Origin of the sequence: Kineosporia sp. NBRC 101731 (genome assembly GCF_030269305.1) — a bacterium.
Lineage (GTDB): Bacteria > Actinomycetota > Actinomycetes > Actinomycetales > Kineosporiaceae > Kineosporia.
Window position 1 is genome coordinate 74,550 of record NZ_BSTC01000014.1, and the last position, 17,011, is coordinate 91,560.

Genomic DNA, 17,011 nt, shown 5'->3' on the forward strand with positions numbered 1-17,011 from the left:
GCAATGTGGTGCCCGCGGGATCAGTCCGCTACCCCTGATGCAGGTCGCGGGCCAGGCTGACCCGCAGATAGGCGTTCACCCAGCTCTCGATCACGGCCGGTCCCGGCTCGGGTCCCAGACCCGCGCCCAGCTGCTCCACGTCGTCGGCGACGAGGTGCAGGCCAACCCGGCGCAGGGCTGCGGCGGCCGTGGTCAGACGGGCCGGCACGGTGTTCGGCAGGTGGTGGATCCCACGGTGGGCCATCTGCGTGAGCAGGGCCGAGGCGTCGTCGAGGACCTGATGAAGGACGTCGCGGCCGCCCGGCGCTCCCGGGTCGGGGTTCTGTGTGTGGGTGGCGGGGGTGAGGTCGGGCACGATCACCTCGTCGTCGAGAGCAAAGCCGATCGGGTCGATGACGATGCCGCCCCCACTGCGACGGACGGTGCCGGACACCTGCCGCAGGCCGTCGCCCAACGCCGCGGCCATGGCGTCGAGACGGCCCGGGGCCCAGCTGTCGTGCGTCGCCGAGATCATCGCCCGGGTGCCGTCGGCATCGGTGACCACGGCGTCCAGGCGCTGGTCGCCCGGTGAGTAGGCGACCCACTCCACCTCGGTGACCGGGATCACCCGCACCAGCTCGGCCTTCACCCGGGCCCGCACCAGGCGGGGCGGGAGCTCGTCGAGCTCTCCGGCCAGCACCGTCAGACTCGGGGGCGCGATGGCCGCGGGCAGATGCTGCCAGGGACGGCTCACCGTCATGGCCTGGGTGCGGCTGAGACCACCCGCGCCGATCGTGACGGTGCGATTGGCGCTGCGCCGGGCGGCGTCGGTGATCACGGCGCCGGAGGCCAGGCGCTGGATCGTCGCGCCGGCCACGCGCCGGGCCCCGAGCTGGCTCCCGGTGTCGTTGGTGGTGTACGTCCTGCGCATCACCAGGACGGACGCACTGTCGGCATGCGCCAGGAACACCTCGACCGTGCGCTCGTCACCGGCCGCCGTGACCCGCGCACCGAGCCCTTCCAGCCGGGCCCGGCGCAGATGCGTCTGCGAGGCCTCGTCGGTACCGAGCACCCGCGAGCGCAAACCTGACCCACCGTTGGTCACCGCGCGGTACCGGGCGAACAGTTCGGCGATGTGGTCAGCCAGGGCGTCGGGCCGGTAGCGCGCCGACCGGTCGCGGTAGGCCTGCAACTGCGCGTCCAGGTCTTCCAGGGCCAGGAGCGGCCAGCGCAGTTTCGCGCCGTCGAGGGCCGCGCGCACCGTACTCGTGCGGGTGACCAGGCCGGTCTCAAGATGCACCGCGCCTTCCTGGAGCACCGTGGTAGCCAGTTCCACGGCCTGCTCGAGAGCGCTGCCACCGTCGCCGGCCGCGGCCCCACCCACCTGGACGTGTGGCTCCGGCTGGTCCGGGGCCTGCTCGTCCGCCGCCCGGAAGGCCCAGACCGCCAGTGCGACCACGTCGTCCCGGGTGCCGGCGACGGCATCACTGCGCGCGAAACCGAGATCGCCCGGCACATGGAACCTCACCGTGGCCGCGGGCAGATCCACGCCCGGCACCGGATCAGCGGCGCTCGCCCGGCGCACGCGCGCCACGTAACCCTTGGCCAGGGCGCGGCGGGCCGTGTTCATGGCGCGCTTGCCGATGTGGGCTTCCAGCTCGGCGTCGGTGAAGACGGCCGGGGTCCAGGATGGGTGGCGCGGTGGGTGGACCAAGCCTCCGACGGGTGCGTCGGACGGACTTCCCGGCACAGAGTCAGACGCAGCTCCGGTCTCAGCTCGATGCTCGGCCTCGCTCGGTCCCGACGCGGCCACGGTCTCGGTTGCGGAGGCGGAGTCATTCCCCGCTCTGGTCTCACCTCCGCTTCCGGGTTCCCGGCGAAGGTCAGCCGGCGCGACGGAGGAGAGCCCACCGTCCTCAGCCACGGACGAACCCGGGCCGGGCATCTGCCCGTCGGACCCGGCCGAGAGCTCGCTGTCTCCGCCCACTCCCGGCCCGGAACCCTTGGTACCCGCGAGACCGTCTCCACGATGAACGATTCCATCGGTTTTCCTGCCCGCGGCCTCCGCTGCAGCAGCCCGTGCTCCCGCGTCCCCCGTCCCCGCGTCCCTACTTCCCGGATCGACCGACGCCGCATACGCCAGCACCAGCATCACCACATGCCGGCACACACCGGTCGCACCGCAGGAGCAACGGCCGGCCTCGAGTCCCCCGGCCGGAAGCGTCGTGGTGACTCCGTCCGCGTAGGTGGCGGTCAGCGTGCCCTGGCCGTTCTCCTCCATCGTCGGGGCGGACCGTTCCAGGTCCCGGGTGGCCCGTTTGACCAGGCCCCGGTTCGTCAGTGCGGCCAGGGACTCCGGGGTCAACGCGAGCAGCTCCCTCCTCACCGGCCCACCTGCTCGGCCACGAACCGGGCGAGCTGCCCCGGGGTCATGGCCCCGACGCCGGCGCCGACATCGGCCAGGCGCTGCGCGGTCTCGCGGTCGTAGGCCGGATTGGCCTCCTCGTCGAGGGCGGCCAGGCAGAGTACCTTCGAGCCCTGCTCCACGAGTTCACGGACGCTGCGGATCAGACCTTCCGGCGAGCCACCCTCGTAGAAGTCGCTGATGAGCACGACGATGGCCCGCCGGGGCTGCTCCACGAGGCCTGCGCCGTAGTGCACCGCCTGATGGATGTCGGTCCCGCCGCCCAGCTGCACCTTCATCAGCAGCTCGACCGGGTCGTCGACGTCGCTGGTCAGGTCGACGACGCTGGTGTCGAAGGCGACCAGGTGTGTCTTCACACCCGGCAGCCCCCACAGACAGGCCGCGGTCACCGCCGAGTGGATGACCGAGTCGATCATCGAGCCGGACTGGTCGACGAGCAGGATCACCTGCCACTGCTCCAGGTGTTTGCGGTGGCGCGAGAAGAAGTGGGGCGTCTCGATGTACAACCGCTGCTCGTCGGGACGGTAGTGCCCCAGATTCGCGCGGATCGTACGGGTCATGTCGAAGTCGCGGGCTTGCTTCCACCGGCTGGGACGACGGGTGCGGGTGCCGGTGAAGGCAACCCGGACCTCGGTGCGCATCTTCTCCATCAGGTCACGCACGACCGCCTCGACGATGCGCCGGGCCAGGCGCAGCACCTCGGGGTTCATCAGGTGCTTGGTCTGCAGCACGGCCCGCAGCAGCGCCGGGTTCGGCTCGATGGTCTCCAGCACGGCCGGATCGGTGACCACGTCGTGGATCTCGTACCGTTCCACCGCATCCCGCTGCAGCCGCTCGACGGTCTCCTTCGGGAAGAGCTCCGTGATGTCGTTCAGCCAGTCGACCGTGCTGACCACGGATTCGCCGTCGGTCCCCCGACGGTCCTGGTGCCGCGCCCGGCGCACCCCCCGGCCGTCGTTCTCCGCGTCACGTCCGTAGAGCCAGTCCAGCGCCTCGTCACGGCCCTGCCCCTTCTCCCCCAGCGAACCGAGAGCGGACGCGGGGGCGCCCAGGACCAGCCTCCAGCGTTCCAGGCCCGGATCGATCACGGCTGCGCCCCCTCACCGGCCACGATCAGCCCCTCACGTCTCACCATCGCGTCTACCCGTTCGTCCAATGCCATTCCCACCGCCACCGTCTGCGGATCATTCACCGCACGCACGAAAGCCCTTCCACTACCGGGCAGTCCGCGACGGGCCAGCAAACCTTCGGCCAGCACCGCCCGCTCCCGGGGCGGGAAGAACCCGAACGCCTGCCGCAGCGCGGGCAGGCCGATCAAGAAGTCCTCGGCGCTCAGACCCGACATCAGGTCGTCGAGCAGCGTCAGCACCGCCTCGTCGTGCAGCACCTCGTCGCGGGCCAGCGCAAACAGCCCGGCGAGCCAGTCGCCCGCGGTCCGTGGCTGGAAGGCGCCCCGCAGCACGCGCAGCGGGTCGGGCCGGTCGTCGTCGTTCTCGGAGAGCGACCACTGGAAACCGAAGGACGCACCCCTCAGGTCAGGAGGTGCCAGGACGTCGGCGGCGACCCGGGTCACGACGGCCCGGGCCTCCACGACGTCGAGCCCCAGGGCCGGGCCCGCGTGGCGCAGCCCGTCGCGACAGGCCGCGAGCGCCGCGATCCGCTCCCGGTCGGCGGGTTCCGGGCCACCGTGCAGCCCTTCGACCAGCCAGAGGATCCGCCGCACCGACGCCGCGATCACGGCTCCCAGGGCAGCATTGCGAGTCGTGCCGAAGACCTCGTCGTGACGCCACATCGTGAGCACCACGGCGAGCAGCCGGCCCAGCGGCGCAAGCTCCGGCACCTGCCCCACCGCCCGGTCGACTGTGCTCAGGGCGTCGTCCAGCACCGTGGCCAGCCCGGCGAGGGCAGCATCGAAGAGCACCGCCGCCAGCGCGTCCACGTCGGTGCCCGCCCGGACCGCACGTTCGGTGAGCGCGGCCGCGGCGGCGTCGGTCAGCGTCGCGCCGTAGGCGCCTGCCTCGATGACGGCAGCCAGACGGTCGGGGTGCAGCTCGATCGTCCACTGCTCGCGCAGCACCGGATCCAGACCGGTGCTGGGCCCCCGTATCCGGAGGAACCCCGGGATGCCCAGCAACCGCACCCGGTGCAGCAACCGGCTGCGCCGGGCCTCGGGTGCCGTGGTCAGATCGAGGTCGTGACCGCCTGCTCGGGACAGCCCTTCCCGCTCCAGCTCGGCCTCGAGGTCGTGCACCAGCGGTGGCGCGGGCGTGGCGGGATGCAGCCTCCCCACGTGTGACCCGCTCAGGGCGGCGATCATCTCCACGACCACGGGATGGCTCCCGCCGCTGAGCGTGCCCCGGGCCGTCCAGGGCAGGGGCACGTCGAGCGCATCGTTCACGAGTGCGGACGCCAGTCCGTCGAGGACGTCGGTGCGCGCGGGATACGCATGGCCCCGTACCAGCGCCAGCGCGTCGGCCGTGGCGCGGGCGGCGATCAGGTCGGCCGTGGAGACCGGTTGCTTGCGCTGACGCAGCCGGTCCGCCACGGACCCGGTCAGGTGTCGGGCCGCGCCCTGCGGCCCGAGCTCCCAGAGCGCCTGGTAGTAGCCGGGAGACGGCATGCCCGACTGGTACCCGTCGAACGCGTCGAGGCGCCGGAACGAGTACGGCACCAGGAAACTGCCGCCGTGGGCGCCGTCGGGAAGAGCGGGAATCACTGGCCAGGAGGGGTACTGCGGATGAGCGAATCCAGGCGCCGTGCCGCCAGAACCAGGCACCGTGCCGCCCGGACCGTTGGCCTCCGGAGCCTTCCCGGCCTCTGCACCGGCAGGAGGGCCTTCGGCGCACACGTCCATCGGCCCCGCACCAGCAGAACTGCCCTCTCCCCCGGCATCCCCGGTTCCCAACGTCAATGGGACAGTGCCGTCCCCTCCGTCCACGCCGTCCATGGCGCCGGGCCGTGGTTCCTGCGCCGCTACCAAGGCGGGCCGGTGGAACCCGCCCGTCACCACGACCACCGGCCGCTCCCCCGCTGCCTGGGCCGCCGCGGCCACCCACTGCGCCATGTAGGCCTCGCGGGCGCTGTCGCCCTCGTCCGCCGAGGTCTCGCCCCGCACCAGGTCGAAGTACGTCTCCAGCCGGACCTTCAGGTCGTCGGGCGGGGCGATCTCGACGAGGTGGTCCCAGAGCACGTCGACGTTGTCCAGACCGAAGCTGCGGCACAGCCGCTCCAGCACCTGGGCATAACGTAGTTCGGCGTCGGCGTAACGGTTCCCGACGCCGTCGAACGCCGGGTGCCAGGACGGCAGGTCGATGAACCGCAGCTGCGCGCCGACCGCCCGGCCCCGGGTGAGCGCGACCCACTCGGGTGAGTACTCGCAGAACGGCGCCCAGGAGGCATGGCGCCGTTCCTCGTCGCGATAGCTGCTGAACACGGCGATCGGCAGCTCGTGGCCCAGCAGCAGTTCGTCGATGCGCCCGTTCAGGTCGGCGGGACCCTCGACGAGCACGTAGGCGGGACTGAGCTCCTCGATCACCGAGGCGACCAGGCGGGCGCACGCCGGGCTGTGGTGGCGTACCCCGATGAACGTGACCGGCACCGGCTCAGCCCGGCAGGTGGTGACGGGCGTTGTGCAGCGCCGTCCAGTGCGGCCCGGAACGCCAGGTGATCTGCTGCGACAGGTAGCGCCGCAACTTGGCCAGGTCTTCGGGGCTGTCCTTGGCCGCGGTGCCGGCCAGGCAGGCCACCAGGTCTTCGGCCGTGCCGGGCTCGCCCCGCAGGAACCAGCCCCGCAGTCCGACCGCGTGCGCCACCGAGACCGCCTCGGCGGTGCTCATGACGGCGGAGAGCCGGTCCATCGAGTCACCGCGAGAGGTCTCCCCCGCCCGCAGTTCCCGGAACGCCGTCACCAGGACCTCGGTGAGGCCGCGGGTGGGCACCGCGGTCACCCCGGAGCGCCGCAGGAGCTGGGTGGCCTCTTCCTCGACCAGAGCCATCTCGGTGGCGAGATCGGCGATCGGGAAGACAGTCTCGAAGTTGAACCGGCGTTTGAGGGCTGAGCTCATGTCATTGACGCCGCGGTCGCGGGTGTTGGCCGTGGCGATGATGTTGAAGCCGTCCCGCGCGAACACCATCGATTCCGGGCCGGTCAGTTCCGGGATCGCCAGCACCCGGTCGGACAGCGGCGACAGCAGGCAGTCCTGCACCTCCAGCGGGCAGCGGGTGATCTCCTCGAACCGCACCGTACGGCCCTCGGCCATGCCCCGCAGCAGCGGCGCCGGCACCAGCGATCGCGTCGAAGGCCCTTCGGAGACCAGCAGGGCGTAGTTCCACGAGTAACGAATCTGGTCTTCCGTGGTGGCCGCGCCACCCTGGATGGTCAGCGTCGAATCACCGGACACGGCCGCCGCCAGCAGTTCTGACAGCAGCGACTTGGCCGTGCCGGGTTCTCCGACGAGCATCAGCCCGCGGCTGGTGGCCAGTGTGATCAGCGCCCGGTCGATGAGCGAGGGGTCACCGACGAACTTGCGGCTCACGCCGAGCTTCTCGTCACCCACGATGAAGCGGCGGGCGGCCTGCACACTCAGCGCCCAGCCCGGGGGCCGGGCCGCCTCGTCGGCCGCGCCCAGCCGGGCCAGTTCGTCCGTGTACCGCACCTCGGCCCGCGGCCGCTGCACCTGCCCGGCCGGGGCGGTCACCTCAACGGCATCCATCAGCAGTCTCCAGTTCCACGATGAGGCAGCTCATGATGCCTGCTCGGTGATATCGGTGATATCGGTCAGGTCGCGCAGGATCTCGGAGACCGCCACCAGGTCGGACGGGCGCAGCGGCAGCCGCGAGCCGGTGGCGCGGGTCTGCCCGCAGGCCCAGGCGCTGCTGTTGCTCAGCCACACGTGAGCGAGTGTCTGCTCTTCCCAGTCATTCGGATCACCGACGATGATTCCCGGGTCAAGGCTGATGCCGCACCCGACGCCGGAGGTGAACGAGACCTCGATGGACCCCTGGATCCCCGCGTCCATCGGGTCGTCGCGCCTCCAGCCGCGCCGCTCCAGTCCGAGCACCTTCGTCGTGGGTATCTTGACCCCCTCGAACCGTTCCAGGCTGCCGGTCTCAGCCTCCTGCGGACTGAGCGTGTACACCGTCCGGGCCAATTGCGCGAAAGGCTGGAGGATCTCGTAGTCGGCGAACACCTCCGACCAGGCCGCGACCGCATCTCCCAGATGCAGCGGGTGCACCACCCCGACGACCGCATCGTCGGCGACCGCGGTCTCGTCGTCGGAAACGTCGGCGAACGTGCGGTCTTCAGCCACCCGCAGGGAACCGATGAGGTTTCCCTCGCTGTCGTGGAGCCCCCAGACCAGCCGGCGGACGACGTGCCACTGCAGCGGATGATCGACGAACAACTGCCGGAACTCGGCGCCGCTCCAGCGCCGGCCGTTGACCATCGCCTGCTCGAGGCGCCGTACGACGTCGGCACCGATCTTTCGCACGTCTTTCTTGAGAGCCGAGAACTGCTGGTAGGCCGCGGGAGCCAGCTCGGGATCGTCCTTGGCCCCCGGCTTCGGCAAATTCTTCAGCCGCTGACCGGTGGCATCGGCCCCGTACGGGCGCAGGTGCTCGTCGAAACCGACGACGAACTGCCGCGGCCCGTAGTCGAGAACCATGCTGCCGTCGGCCTGCAGTCCCAGGCCGGGGACCAGCCGGTCGGCCAGTTGCTCGGAGGTGAACCCCAGGCTGTCGGCGACGGTGGCCATCTTCTGCTGCGCCGTCGTCTTCAGCCCTTTGAACTTCGCCCGCTGGGCGATGTTGTGCAGATGCATGAGCGCCACGTCGGACCCGATGGCCGCCAGCACGTTGACGCCCGTCACCGCGCGGGCGTGCCCACCTTCTCCCGGCCAGGCCAGGATCAGCGGGCTCAGCCGCCGTACGACCTCGTCGTCACCGGCCAGGGCCAGCCCGTCGAGCACCCAGTTGTCCTTCGCCACCGCTCCCGAGGCGTACCAGCGCTGGAACAGGTCCCAGGCGAAGGCCGAAAGATCCTCGGGCTGCACCACGTCACGAACAACATCCAGGCCCGGGTAGGGCTGGTCCAGGCGGCTGAGCGCGAAGATCGTCACCAGGTGTTCCATGGCCGGCCCGGGCAGCGCGCCCGAGCCGTCCCGCAGCCGGACCGGCGGCAGCAGCCCGGTCTGGCCCCAGGCCGGGAGTGCCGGCACCTTGGCCGGCAAGACCGTGAGCGGATCGCGGCCCAGCAGGTGCTCGATCGCCACGGCCGCCTCGGTGCCGTACGTCCGGGCAGCCGCCAGCACTGCCTCGCCCTGTCCGCGAGTGCCGAGGTGCAGCAACGCGTTCTCGGCCTGACGACGCGCGGCACCGGCCCGGTCGAGGGCCACCGGCACCAGGGCCCGGGCCGCCGGTTCCGGATGCCGCAGCAGCCAGGCCGAGGCCGTGGCGCGCACACTCTTCAGCCGGGCCAGCCAGTCGGCCATCATCACGGCCAACTCCGGGGAGCTGAACGGCAGGAGCAGTGGAGCCATCAGGGCAGCGCTCTGCCGGGCCCTGCGTATCACCGGCGGCAACGCGTCCAGCCCGAACCGGGCCACGATCGGGCTCAGGTCGTCGCGGTCGATGAAGTCGTGCGGCGACCAGCCCGCCAGAAGGGGCCGGGCCAGTTCCTCGGGCGCTTGCCCGAAGAAGGCCATTTCCTCCCACCACATGGCCTGCCCGCCGGTGACCTTGCCCGCCCGTTGTTTCCAGCTGGCGTGGTCGTGAAAGTCGTGGACATAGCCGTTCTCCGGGACGGCGAAGGCTGCCAGCTCTCCCTCGCGCCAGGTCAGCGTGGGCTCGTCCGCGCACACCAGGCCGGTCAGGACCACCGGCTTGACCGCCTTGCCCCGGTTCAGCCACGGCGGGGACACCAGCAGGGGCGGAAGAGCGGCCTGCGGCGCCTCGACGATCGCACGGGCCTCGTCGAGCAGTGCCCTCACCCGCCCGGCCGCCTCGGGCGGCAGAGCATCCAGACGTTCGGCGGTCAGTTCCCGGTGCCCGCGCACGTGGGACCGCAGCACCTCGGCCAGCCGTCCGCGTGCGCCCCGGGCCGCGAGAACGTCCAGCGCGAGACCGGGGAACCGGTCCGCCGCCTCCAGCAAGGCGGAGGAGACGAACTTCTGGTCGATCCGGTCGGCCAGAGCCGTCATGGCTGCCTCGGTCGGCATCTGCGCGACGGCGGCCAGCACCCGGCGACGGGAGTCGGCGTCGAATTCCTCCTCCCCCAGCCACCTCAGGATGACGCCCAGGACGTCGGAGCCGAGGGCGTCGACCATCGTCGCCAGGTACGCGTGTGACGAGACGGGTGCCCACCGGAAGGACCAGGAAGAGGCGCTCCCGGCGTCGAGTCGCTCCAGCTGGCGCACCGTCGACAGAGACTGGGTGAGGGCGAACGCCCGGTAGTCGTCCTTGGCGGCCACGGTGTCGGTGACGTCTTCCTCGACCCACGCGGTCTCGGTCGGCGCCAGCAACGACGTGGCCAGACGGTGGTAGGCGTGCCGGGACCGATGAGCGGCCAGCCGCCCGACGATCTCGATGTACTCCTGCTCCGGCGCCACGGCCAGCGCCGACCGCACCCGCAGCACAGTCTGCAACTGCGGGGCCATCCACCAGTGCCCGAACGACTGACCCGGCCGGAGCGGCACGATCTGGGCGGCGTTCGACGAGAGGGTCAGGCCCAGGAGCTCGACCGCTGCCTCTGCCGCGAACCCCAGCCCCCGGGAGGTGATCCAGGCGTCCGCGAACGGAGCCTTGCGGACGTCGAGATCCCACTTCGTGAGCACCGTCACGGCGACTACCGCGGCACCGAGGGGCGAGCCGCTGCCGGGATCGCCCATCCAGACGGTGGCGGCCTCCCGCAGATCTTCGGCACTGGCAGCGATGAGACTCGTGAGATAGTCACCGGCCAGCTGGATCTGGGAGTCGACCGCCGCCCTGGCGCCCGGTGCCGGACTGAGCGGGCCTGCCCCCAGACTGCCCCGTCGCGGGAACAGCTGGCGTTGCCAGGACGCGCTGAGCTCGAAATCCCGCCGGGGAAGGGCCGTCATGATGCCACCTCGGTGATGTCGGTCAGGTCGCGCAGGATTTCCGAGGCCGCCACCAGGTCGGAGATCTCCACCGGGTCCCCGGCCGATGCCGCAGCGAAGGGATGGGCGCTGCCGGCGTGCAGTCTCACCATCGACAGTGTCTGTTCGTCGAACTCGGCCGGGAGCCCGACGATGAAGCCGGGGTCGAGCGCGATCGAGCACGACAGGCCGGACGCGAACGACACCTCGATCGTGCCCTGCATGCCCCCGTCCATCGCGGGTGCCCGGTGCCAGCCCCGCCGCTCCAGACCCAGTACCTTCCCGCTCGGTACCTTCCGGCCCTCGAACCGCGTCAGCACGCCGGTCTTCAGCTCCTCGGCCGTGAGGGTGTGGACCGGCCGGCTCAGCTGCGGGAAGGGTTGCAGGATCTCGTAATCGGCGAAGACACCGGCCCACTCCGCACCCGAGGATCCGGAGGAAGCCAGGTCCCAGGGGTGCGCCACCCCGACGATCGCGTCGTCGCTCAGCTTCACCTCCTCGTCGGTGACGTCGGCGAGGGTGCGGTCTTCGGCCACCCGGATGGTGCCGATCAGGGCGCCGTCGGTGTCGTAGAGGCCCCAGACCACACGGCGGACGATGTGCCACAGCAACGGATGCCCGACGAACAGTTCGCGGAACTCCCGGCCGCTCCAGCGACGTCCCGTCACCATGGCGGTCTCCCACCCCAGGATGACGTCGGCGGCGACCCGGCGCACATCCTTCTTCAACGCCGAGAACTGCCGGTGGGCGGCCGGTGCCAGCTCCGGATCGTCTTTGGCCCCGGGCTTCGGCAATGCCTTCAGCCGCTTGCCCGCACGATCGGTGACGTAGGGCCGCAGCTGCTCGTCGAACCCGACCACGAACTGACGCGGCCCGTAGTCGAGCAGCATGCTGCCGTCGTCACCCAGGCCCAGACCGGGCACCAGCCGGTCGGCCAGCTGATCCGACGTCAGCCCCAGATCGGCGGCCACCGCCGCCATCTTCTCCTGCGCCGCGCTCTTCAGGCCCCTGAACTTCGCCCGCTGGGCAATGGTGTGCAGGTGCATCAACGCCACGTCCGAGCCGATGGCCGCCAGCACGTTCACACCCACCACGGCCCGGGCGTGCCCGCCTTCTCCTGGCCAGGCCAGGATCAGCGGGGTCAGCCGCCGCACCACCTCGTCGTCACCGACCAGCCCCAGGCCATCGAGCGCCCAGTTCTCCTTCGCCTCGGCTCCCGCGGAGAACCAGCGGTCGAACAGGGATCCGGCGAAACGGGAAAGATCTTCCGGAACCAGTATTTCCCGGACGATGTCGAGCCCGGCGTACGGCTGATCGAGACGGCTCAGCGCGAAGACCGTGACCAGGTGCTCCACGGCGGACAGGGGCAGCACCCCGCAGCCGTCGCGCAGCCGCACCGGCGGCAGCAGCCCGGCCGCGGCCCAGGACGGGTTGGCCGGAATCTTCGCGGGCAGCACCGTCAGCGGATCACGGGCCAGCAGCTCGCCGATCGCGGCCGCGGCCTGCGGACCGTAGCTCTCGGCCGCGGCCCGCACCGCTTCCTCCTGCCCGCGGGAACCGATGAGCACCAGGGCATTCTCCGCCTGCCGCCGGGCCACGCCGGCCTTTCCCAGGGCCGCCGGAACCAGCGCCAGGGATGCCGGGGCGGCATGCCGCAGCAACCAGGCCGTGGCCGTGGCCCGGGCGCTCTTCAACCGGGCCAGCCAGTCAGCCGTGCGGACGGCCAGCTCGGGCGAGAACAACGGGGCGAGCACCGGGTAGGCCTCGGCGGCGCTCGACTCGGTGCGCCGGATCAGGGCCGGTAACGCGTCAGTACCGAAACGGGCTACCAGCGGGGAGAGCTCGCGCCGGTCAGCGTAGGGGCTCGGGGACCAGGTGCTCAGGACCCGGCGGGCGACAGCGTCGGGCGCTTCGAGGAAGAACGACAGGTCGTCGTACCAGTAGCCGTTACCGGCACCGACCTTCGCGGCCCGGTCTTCCCAGCTGCCGGCCGTGGCGGGATCGGTGCGGTACACGTCGTAGTTACGGGGCAGACGGGCGAAGGTCTCCTGCTCCCCCTCCCGCCAGGTCACGCAGGCCTCCGCCGAGCACGCCAGTCCCGGGACCACGACGGGCCGGGGCGCCTTGACCCGGTTCTGCCACGGCGGCGACACCAGCAGTGCGGGCAGGGCTTCGACGGGGGCCTCGGTGAGCGTGTCGGCCGCGTCGAGCAGTGTCTGGACCCGGGAGGCGGCAGCGCCGGTGAGCTGCGGCACGACCCCCGTGGCCAGGTCGCGACGGTGGAGCACGTGCGCCCGCAACATCTCGGCCAGGAGTCCTTGCGAACCGGCTCCGGCCAGCAGTCGCACGGCCCGCTCGGGGAAACGCTCGACCGCCTCCTGCAGCGCCGGGGGCACGTACTTCCGCCCGATCCTGTCGATCAGGGCCGACATCGCCTCGTCGGAGGGGAACTGGGCCACCAGGGCCGGCAACCGGCGATTCCGGTCGCTGTCGAACGAGTCGGTGTCGAGCCAGGACAGCAACGTGGGCAGGATCGCGGCCCCCACCCCGTCGACCATCGTGGCGACGTGCGCGTGCGAGTGCGTGACCGCCCAGCGGAACGACCACCGCACGGCGAAGGCCGTGTCGAGATCTTCCAGCTGCCGCAGCCCGGTCAGCGCCTGGGTGAGCGCGAAGGCCCGGTAGAAGTCTTCCGCCGCGACGGTGTCGGCCACGTCGGCGTCCACCCAGCCGGCCTGGCCCGGCGCGAGGATCGACGTGGCCAGGCGGTGGTAGGCGTGCCCGGATCGGTAGCTACCGAGAACCGCCACCACCGAGGCGTACTCGGCCTCGGGTACGACGGCCAAGGCAGCCCGCACCCGCAACAATGAGTACAGGTGCGGGGCGTTCCACCAGTTACTGTGCTGCCCCGTCGGCGACATCCGGTGAACCCAGCCGGGCACGCTCCGGTCGAGCGTCAGCGCCATCAACTCGACGGCCGCCTCGGCGGCGAAAGCCACGCCGTGCTCGGCGATCCACAGATCGGCGAACGGCGCCTTACGCCATTCCTGGTTGTACCGGTTCAGCACCACGGCCGCCACCACCGCTGCACCGAGCGGCGTCGCCCCTCGATCGCCGTCGAGCCACGCCAGGCCGGCCTCCCCCAGGGCCGGTTCGCCCGCGGTCGCCAGCGACTGCCGCAATTCCACCAGATCGTCGCGTAGTTCACCCTCGACCGCCGGGCGCGCACCCTTCAACGGGCTGAACGGACCCGCCCCCAGACTGCCGCGGCGGGGGAACAGCTGACGCTGCCAGCCGGCACTGAACTCGAAGTCACGCATGGAACCGGGAACCTTCCGTCTGAAGACACCTCATCGTTGCGGTCCGCACATTAGCCACGGGGTCCGACAAAATGGCTACCAGAGCCCCCACCTGCGCGATCAACCCGATTCACCCGTCCGCCCGCAGATCTCACCGGTTCAGCCGCCGGTGATCCCGGTGAGGTCGCCCAGGATCTCCGAGACGGCCACCGGGTCGCAGTCCCCCAGGAGGGGCAGGGTCGCCCGGTCTGCGAACGGTTCCGGACTACCGTGGTGCAGGCGCACCGTCACCAGCGTCTGGACGTCCGCATCGGTCGGGAACCCGATGACGAAGCCCGGGTCGAGACGCACCGAGCACTTCAGCCCGGAGGAGAACGAGACGGCGACCGACATCTGCATCACGTCGTCCGGTTCCTCCCGGCGCCATCCCCGCCGTTCCAGGCCCAGCACCGTCCCGTTCGGTGCCTCCAGGCCCTCGAACCGCTCCAGCACGCCGTGTTCGGCCTCGGAAGGCGTGAGCGTGTGAACGGGACGGTCCAGCTGCGGGAACGGCTGCAGGATCTCGTAGTCGGCGAAAACCCCCGCCCACGGTTCCACCGCCGGGCCCAGGTGCAGCGGGTGTGCCACCCCGACGACCGCATCATCGGGCAGTTTCGTCTCCAGGTCGGCGAGATCGGCGAAGGACCGGTCTTCCGCGACCCGGAGGGCACCCACGAGACGGCCGTCGTCGTACACACCCCAGACCAGACGGCGGACGACGTGGCACACCAGAGGATGCCCGACCAGGAACTGCCGGAACTCCGACCCCGACCAGCGCCGGCCGCTCACCATCGATTGCTCCAGCCGCTGCACGAGGTCGGCCGCGATCTTGCGCACATCCTTCTTCAGCCCCGAGAACTGCTGGTAGGCAGCCGGAGCCAGATCCGGGTCGTCCTTCGTCCCGGGCCGGGGCAGGTTCTTCAGCCGTTGGCCCGCGGTGTCGGTGACGTACGGCCGCAGTTCCTCGTCGAACCCGACCACGAACTGACGCGGCCCGTAATCGAGCAGCAGGCTGCCGTCGTCGTCCAGACCCAGGCCGGGCACCAGCCGGTCGGCCAGCTGGTCGGCGGTGAGCCCGAGATCGGCCGCCAGCGAAGCCATCCGCTCCTGGGCCGCGCTCTTCAGGCCCTTGAACTTCGCCCGCTGTGCAATGGAGTTCAGGTGCATCAGCGCCACGTCCGACCCGATGGCCGCCAGCACGTTCACCCCCGCGACGGCCCGGGCGTGCCCACCCTCGCCGGGCCAGGACAGAATCAGCGGGGTCAGCTGCCGCACCACCTCATCGTCACCGGTCAGGGCCAGCGCGTCGAGCACCCAGTTCTCCTTCGGGTCCGCCCCCGCCACGAACCAGCGCTGGAACAAGCCCCAGGCGAAGACCGGCAGGTCTTCGGGCACGACGGCCGCCCGCACGAGGTCCAGCCCGGCGTAGGGCTGTTCGACGTGGCTCAGGGCGAACATCGTGACCAGGTGCTCCACCGCCGCGACCGGCAGCGCCCCCGCACCACCGGCCAGCCGCACCGACGGGAGCAGGGCCGGGGCGGCCCACGACGGGACGGCCGGGATCCGGGCGGGCAACTGCGTGAGCGGGTCGCGGGACAGCAGGGCCTCGACCGCCGCGGCGGCCTCGTCACCGTAGACCCGCCCGGCCGAACGCACCGCATCGCCGTGACCGTGGGAAGCCAGGTGCAGAAGGGCGTTCTCGGCCTGGCGCCGGGCCGCGCCGACCCGGCCCAGGGCCGGTGGCACCAGTGCCCGGGCGGCCACGTCGGCGTGCCGCAGCAGCCAGGCCGAGGCACCGGCCCGGACGCTCTTGCGCCGGGTCAGCCCTTCGGCCTGCAGCACCGGGTCCTGCGACTCACCCGCTGACGGCTCGTCGGTACAGCTCAGACCAGTCAGGACGATGGGCCGGGCCGCTGCGGCCCGGTGCAACCACGGCGGGGACATCAGCACCGCGGGCACGGCCCCCGCCGGGGCCTGGCCGATCGCCGCGATCTCGTCGAGAATCGCCTGCACCCGCTGCGCGCCCGGCGGCCGGCCCACCACCCAGGCAGCCGCCAGGTCACGATGACCGCGCACGTGCGCCCGCAACAGGTCAGCGAGCTGCCCGCGACCTCCCCGCTCGGCGAGCACCCCGAGCGCGAGGCCGGGGAACCGGCCCGCGGACTCCAGGAGCGCGGCCTCGGCGGACGGCCGCCCGGCCCGGTCGGCGAGCGCGCGCACGGCGGCCTCCGACGGCATCTGGGCGATCGCCTCCAGCAGACGCTGCCCGTCGTCGCCCGCCGAGCGGTCGCCGTCCAGCCAGCGCAGGAACATCTCCAGTGCCTGGGTGCCCAGGGCGTCGAGCAACGTGGCGATGTAGTGCGGGGAGGCCTTCACCGCGCCCTGGAACGTGTAGCCGGAGGAGAACGTACGGTCGAGCAGCGCCAGCTGGTCCGGCTCGGTCAGGCACTGGGTCAGGGCGATACCGCGGTAGACGTCGTGCTGCTGGAGCGCGGCGTCGAGGTCGGCGGCCACCCAGCCGGCCTGCGTGGGCACGAGCAGTGACGTGCCGAACCGGTGGTACTCGTGCCGTGACCGGTACCCGGCGAGAATCTCGACCACCCGGGCGTACTCAGCCTCCGGAGCGGCGGCCAGCGCCGTACGCACCCGCCAGGCCGGCAGCAGCTCGGGAGTGGCCCACCAGCGGCGCTGCACGATCTCGCCCGCCCGCAGGAACCGCAGGTCGTGGCCGCTCTCGGAGAAGGTCAGCGCGAGCAGCTCGACCGCCGCCGCGGCGGCGAAGGCGAGCCCTCGCTCGGCGATCCAGACATCGGCGAAAGGAGCGGTGTAGCAATCCCGGTCGCGATTCATCAGGGCTGCGGCCACCACCGCGGCGCCCAGGGGTGAGGCGTCGGCCGCACCGTCGCGCCAGGCGTGGGCCGCCCGTAGCAACGGCTCGTTCCCGGGCCCGGCGAACAGCAGCAGCCGGTCGAGGTAGTTACCGGACTGCTCGAGGTACTCGTCGACGGTGCCCCGGGCCGTGGGCACCGCCGTGACGGGACTGACCCCGAGCGTGCCCCGGCGGGGGTACACCTGGTGCTGCCAGGCAGCGGTGAGCTCGAAGTCGCGCATCGAACCGGAAATCCCTCATCGTGTCGTCGCTGCTTGCTTGCGGCCCG

Annotated in this window: 7 protein-coding genes; all 7 read right to left on the reverse strand. The window is 71.5% G+C overall.

What is annotated here, in order from left to right; all coding sequences use genetic code 11:
• Positions 1-28 precede the first annotated feature (28 nt).
• A complete protein-coding gene (locus QSK05_RS29390) occupies positions 29-2,365 on the reverse strand; it encodes a YehQ family protein (protein ID WP_285600622.1) in 2,337 nt (778 codons plus the stop codon).
• Positions 2,362-3,492, reverse strand: a complete 1,131-nt coding sequence (locus QSK05_RS29395) for a VWA domain-containing protein (protein ID WP_285600623.1) — start codon at positions 3,490-3,492, stop codon at positions 2,362-2,364. The genes QSK05_RS29390 and QSK05_RS29395 overlap by 4 nt, the downstream gene beginning before the upstream one ends.
• A complete protein-coding gene (locus QSK05_RS29400; RefSeq protein ID WP_285600624.1) occupies positions 3,489-6,002 on the reverse strand; it encodes a DUF5682 family protein in 2,514 nt (837 codons plus the stop codon). The genes QSK05_RS29395 and QSK05_RS29400 overlap by 4 nt, the downstream gene beginning before the upstream one ends.
• A 4-nt stretch (positions 6,003-6,006) precedes the next feature.
• The gene (locus tag QSK05_RS29405; protein WP_285600625.1) at positions 6,007-7,116 is read right to left on the reverse strand and encodes an ATP-binding protein; all 1,110 of its coding nucleotides are present in this window, start codon (positions 7,114-7,116) and stop codon (positions 6,007-6,009) included.
• A 30-nt stretch (positions 7,117-7,146) separates the two neighbouring features.
• Positions 7,147-10,497, reverse strand: coding sequence for a DUF4132 domain-containing protein (locus tag QSK05_RS29410; protein WP_285600626.1), 3,351 nt, complete (start codon positions 10,495-10,497; stop codon positions 7,147-7,149).
• Positions 10,494-13,835 (reverse strand): DUF4132 domain-containing protein, encoded by a 3,342-nt coding sequence (locus QSK05_RS29415; RefSeq protein WP_285600627.1) that lies wholly within the window; start codon positions 13,833-13,835, stop codon positions 10,494-10,496. The genes QSK05_RS29410 and QSK05_RS29415 overlap by 4 nt, the downstream gene beginning before the upstream one ends.
• 138 nt (positions 13,836-13,973) lie before the next feature.
• Complete coding sequence (locus tag QSK05_RS29420) at positions 13,974-16,964, reverse strand: DUF4132 domain-containing protein (protein ID WP_285600628.1); 2,991 nt, start codon at positions 16,962-16,964, stop codon at positions 13,974-13,976.
• Positions 16,965-17,011: the final 47 nt, after the last annotated feature.

Excerpts from the sequence above, each read along its gene's own strand:
- QSK05_RS29410 (WP_285600626.1), bottom strand. The coding sequence starts at position 10,497 with ATGACGGCCCTTCCCCGGCGGGATTTCGAGCTCAGCGCGTCCTGGCAA.
- QSK05_RS29420 (WP_285600628.1), bottom strand. The coding sequence starts at position 16,964 with ATGCGCGACTTCGAGCTCACCGCTGCCTGGCAGCACCAGGTGTACCCC.
- QSK05_RS29415 (WP_285600627.1), bottom strand. The coding sequence starts at position 13,835 with ATGCGTGACTTCGAGTTCAGTGCCGGCTGGCAGCGTCAGCTGTTCCCC.
- QSK05_RS29405 (WP_285600625.1), bottom strand. The coding sequence starts at position 7,116 with ATGGATGCCGTTGAGGTGACCGCCCCGGCCGGGCAGGTGCAGCGGCCG.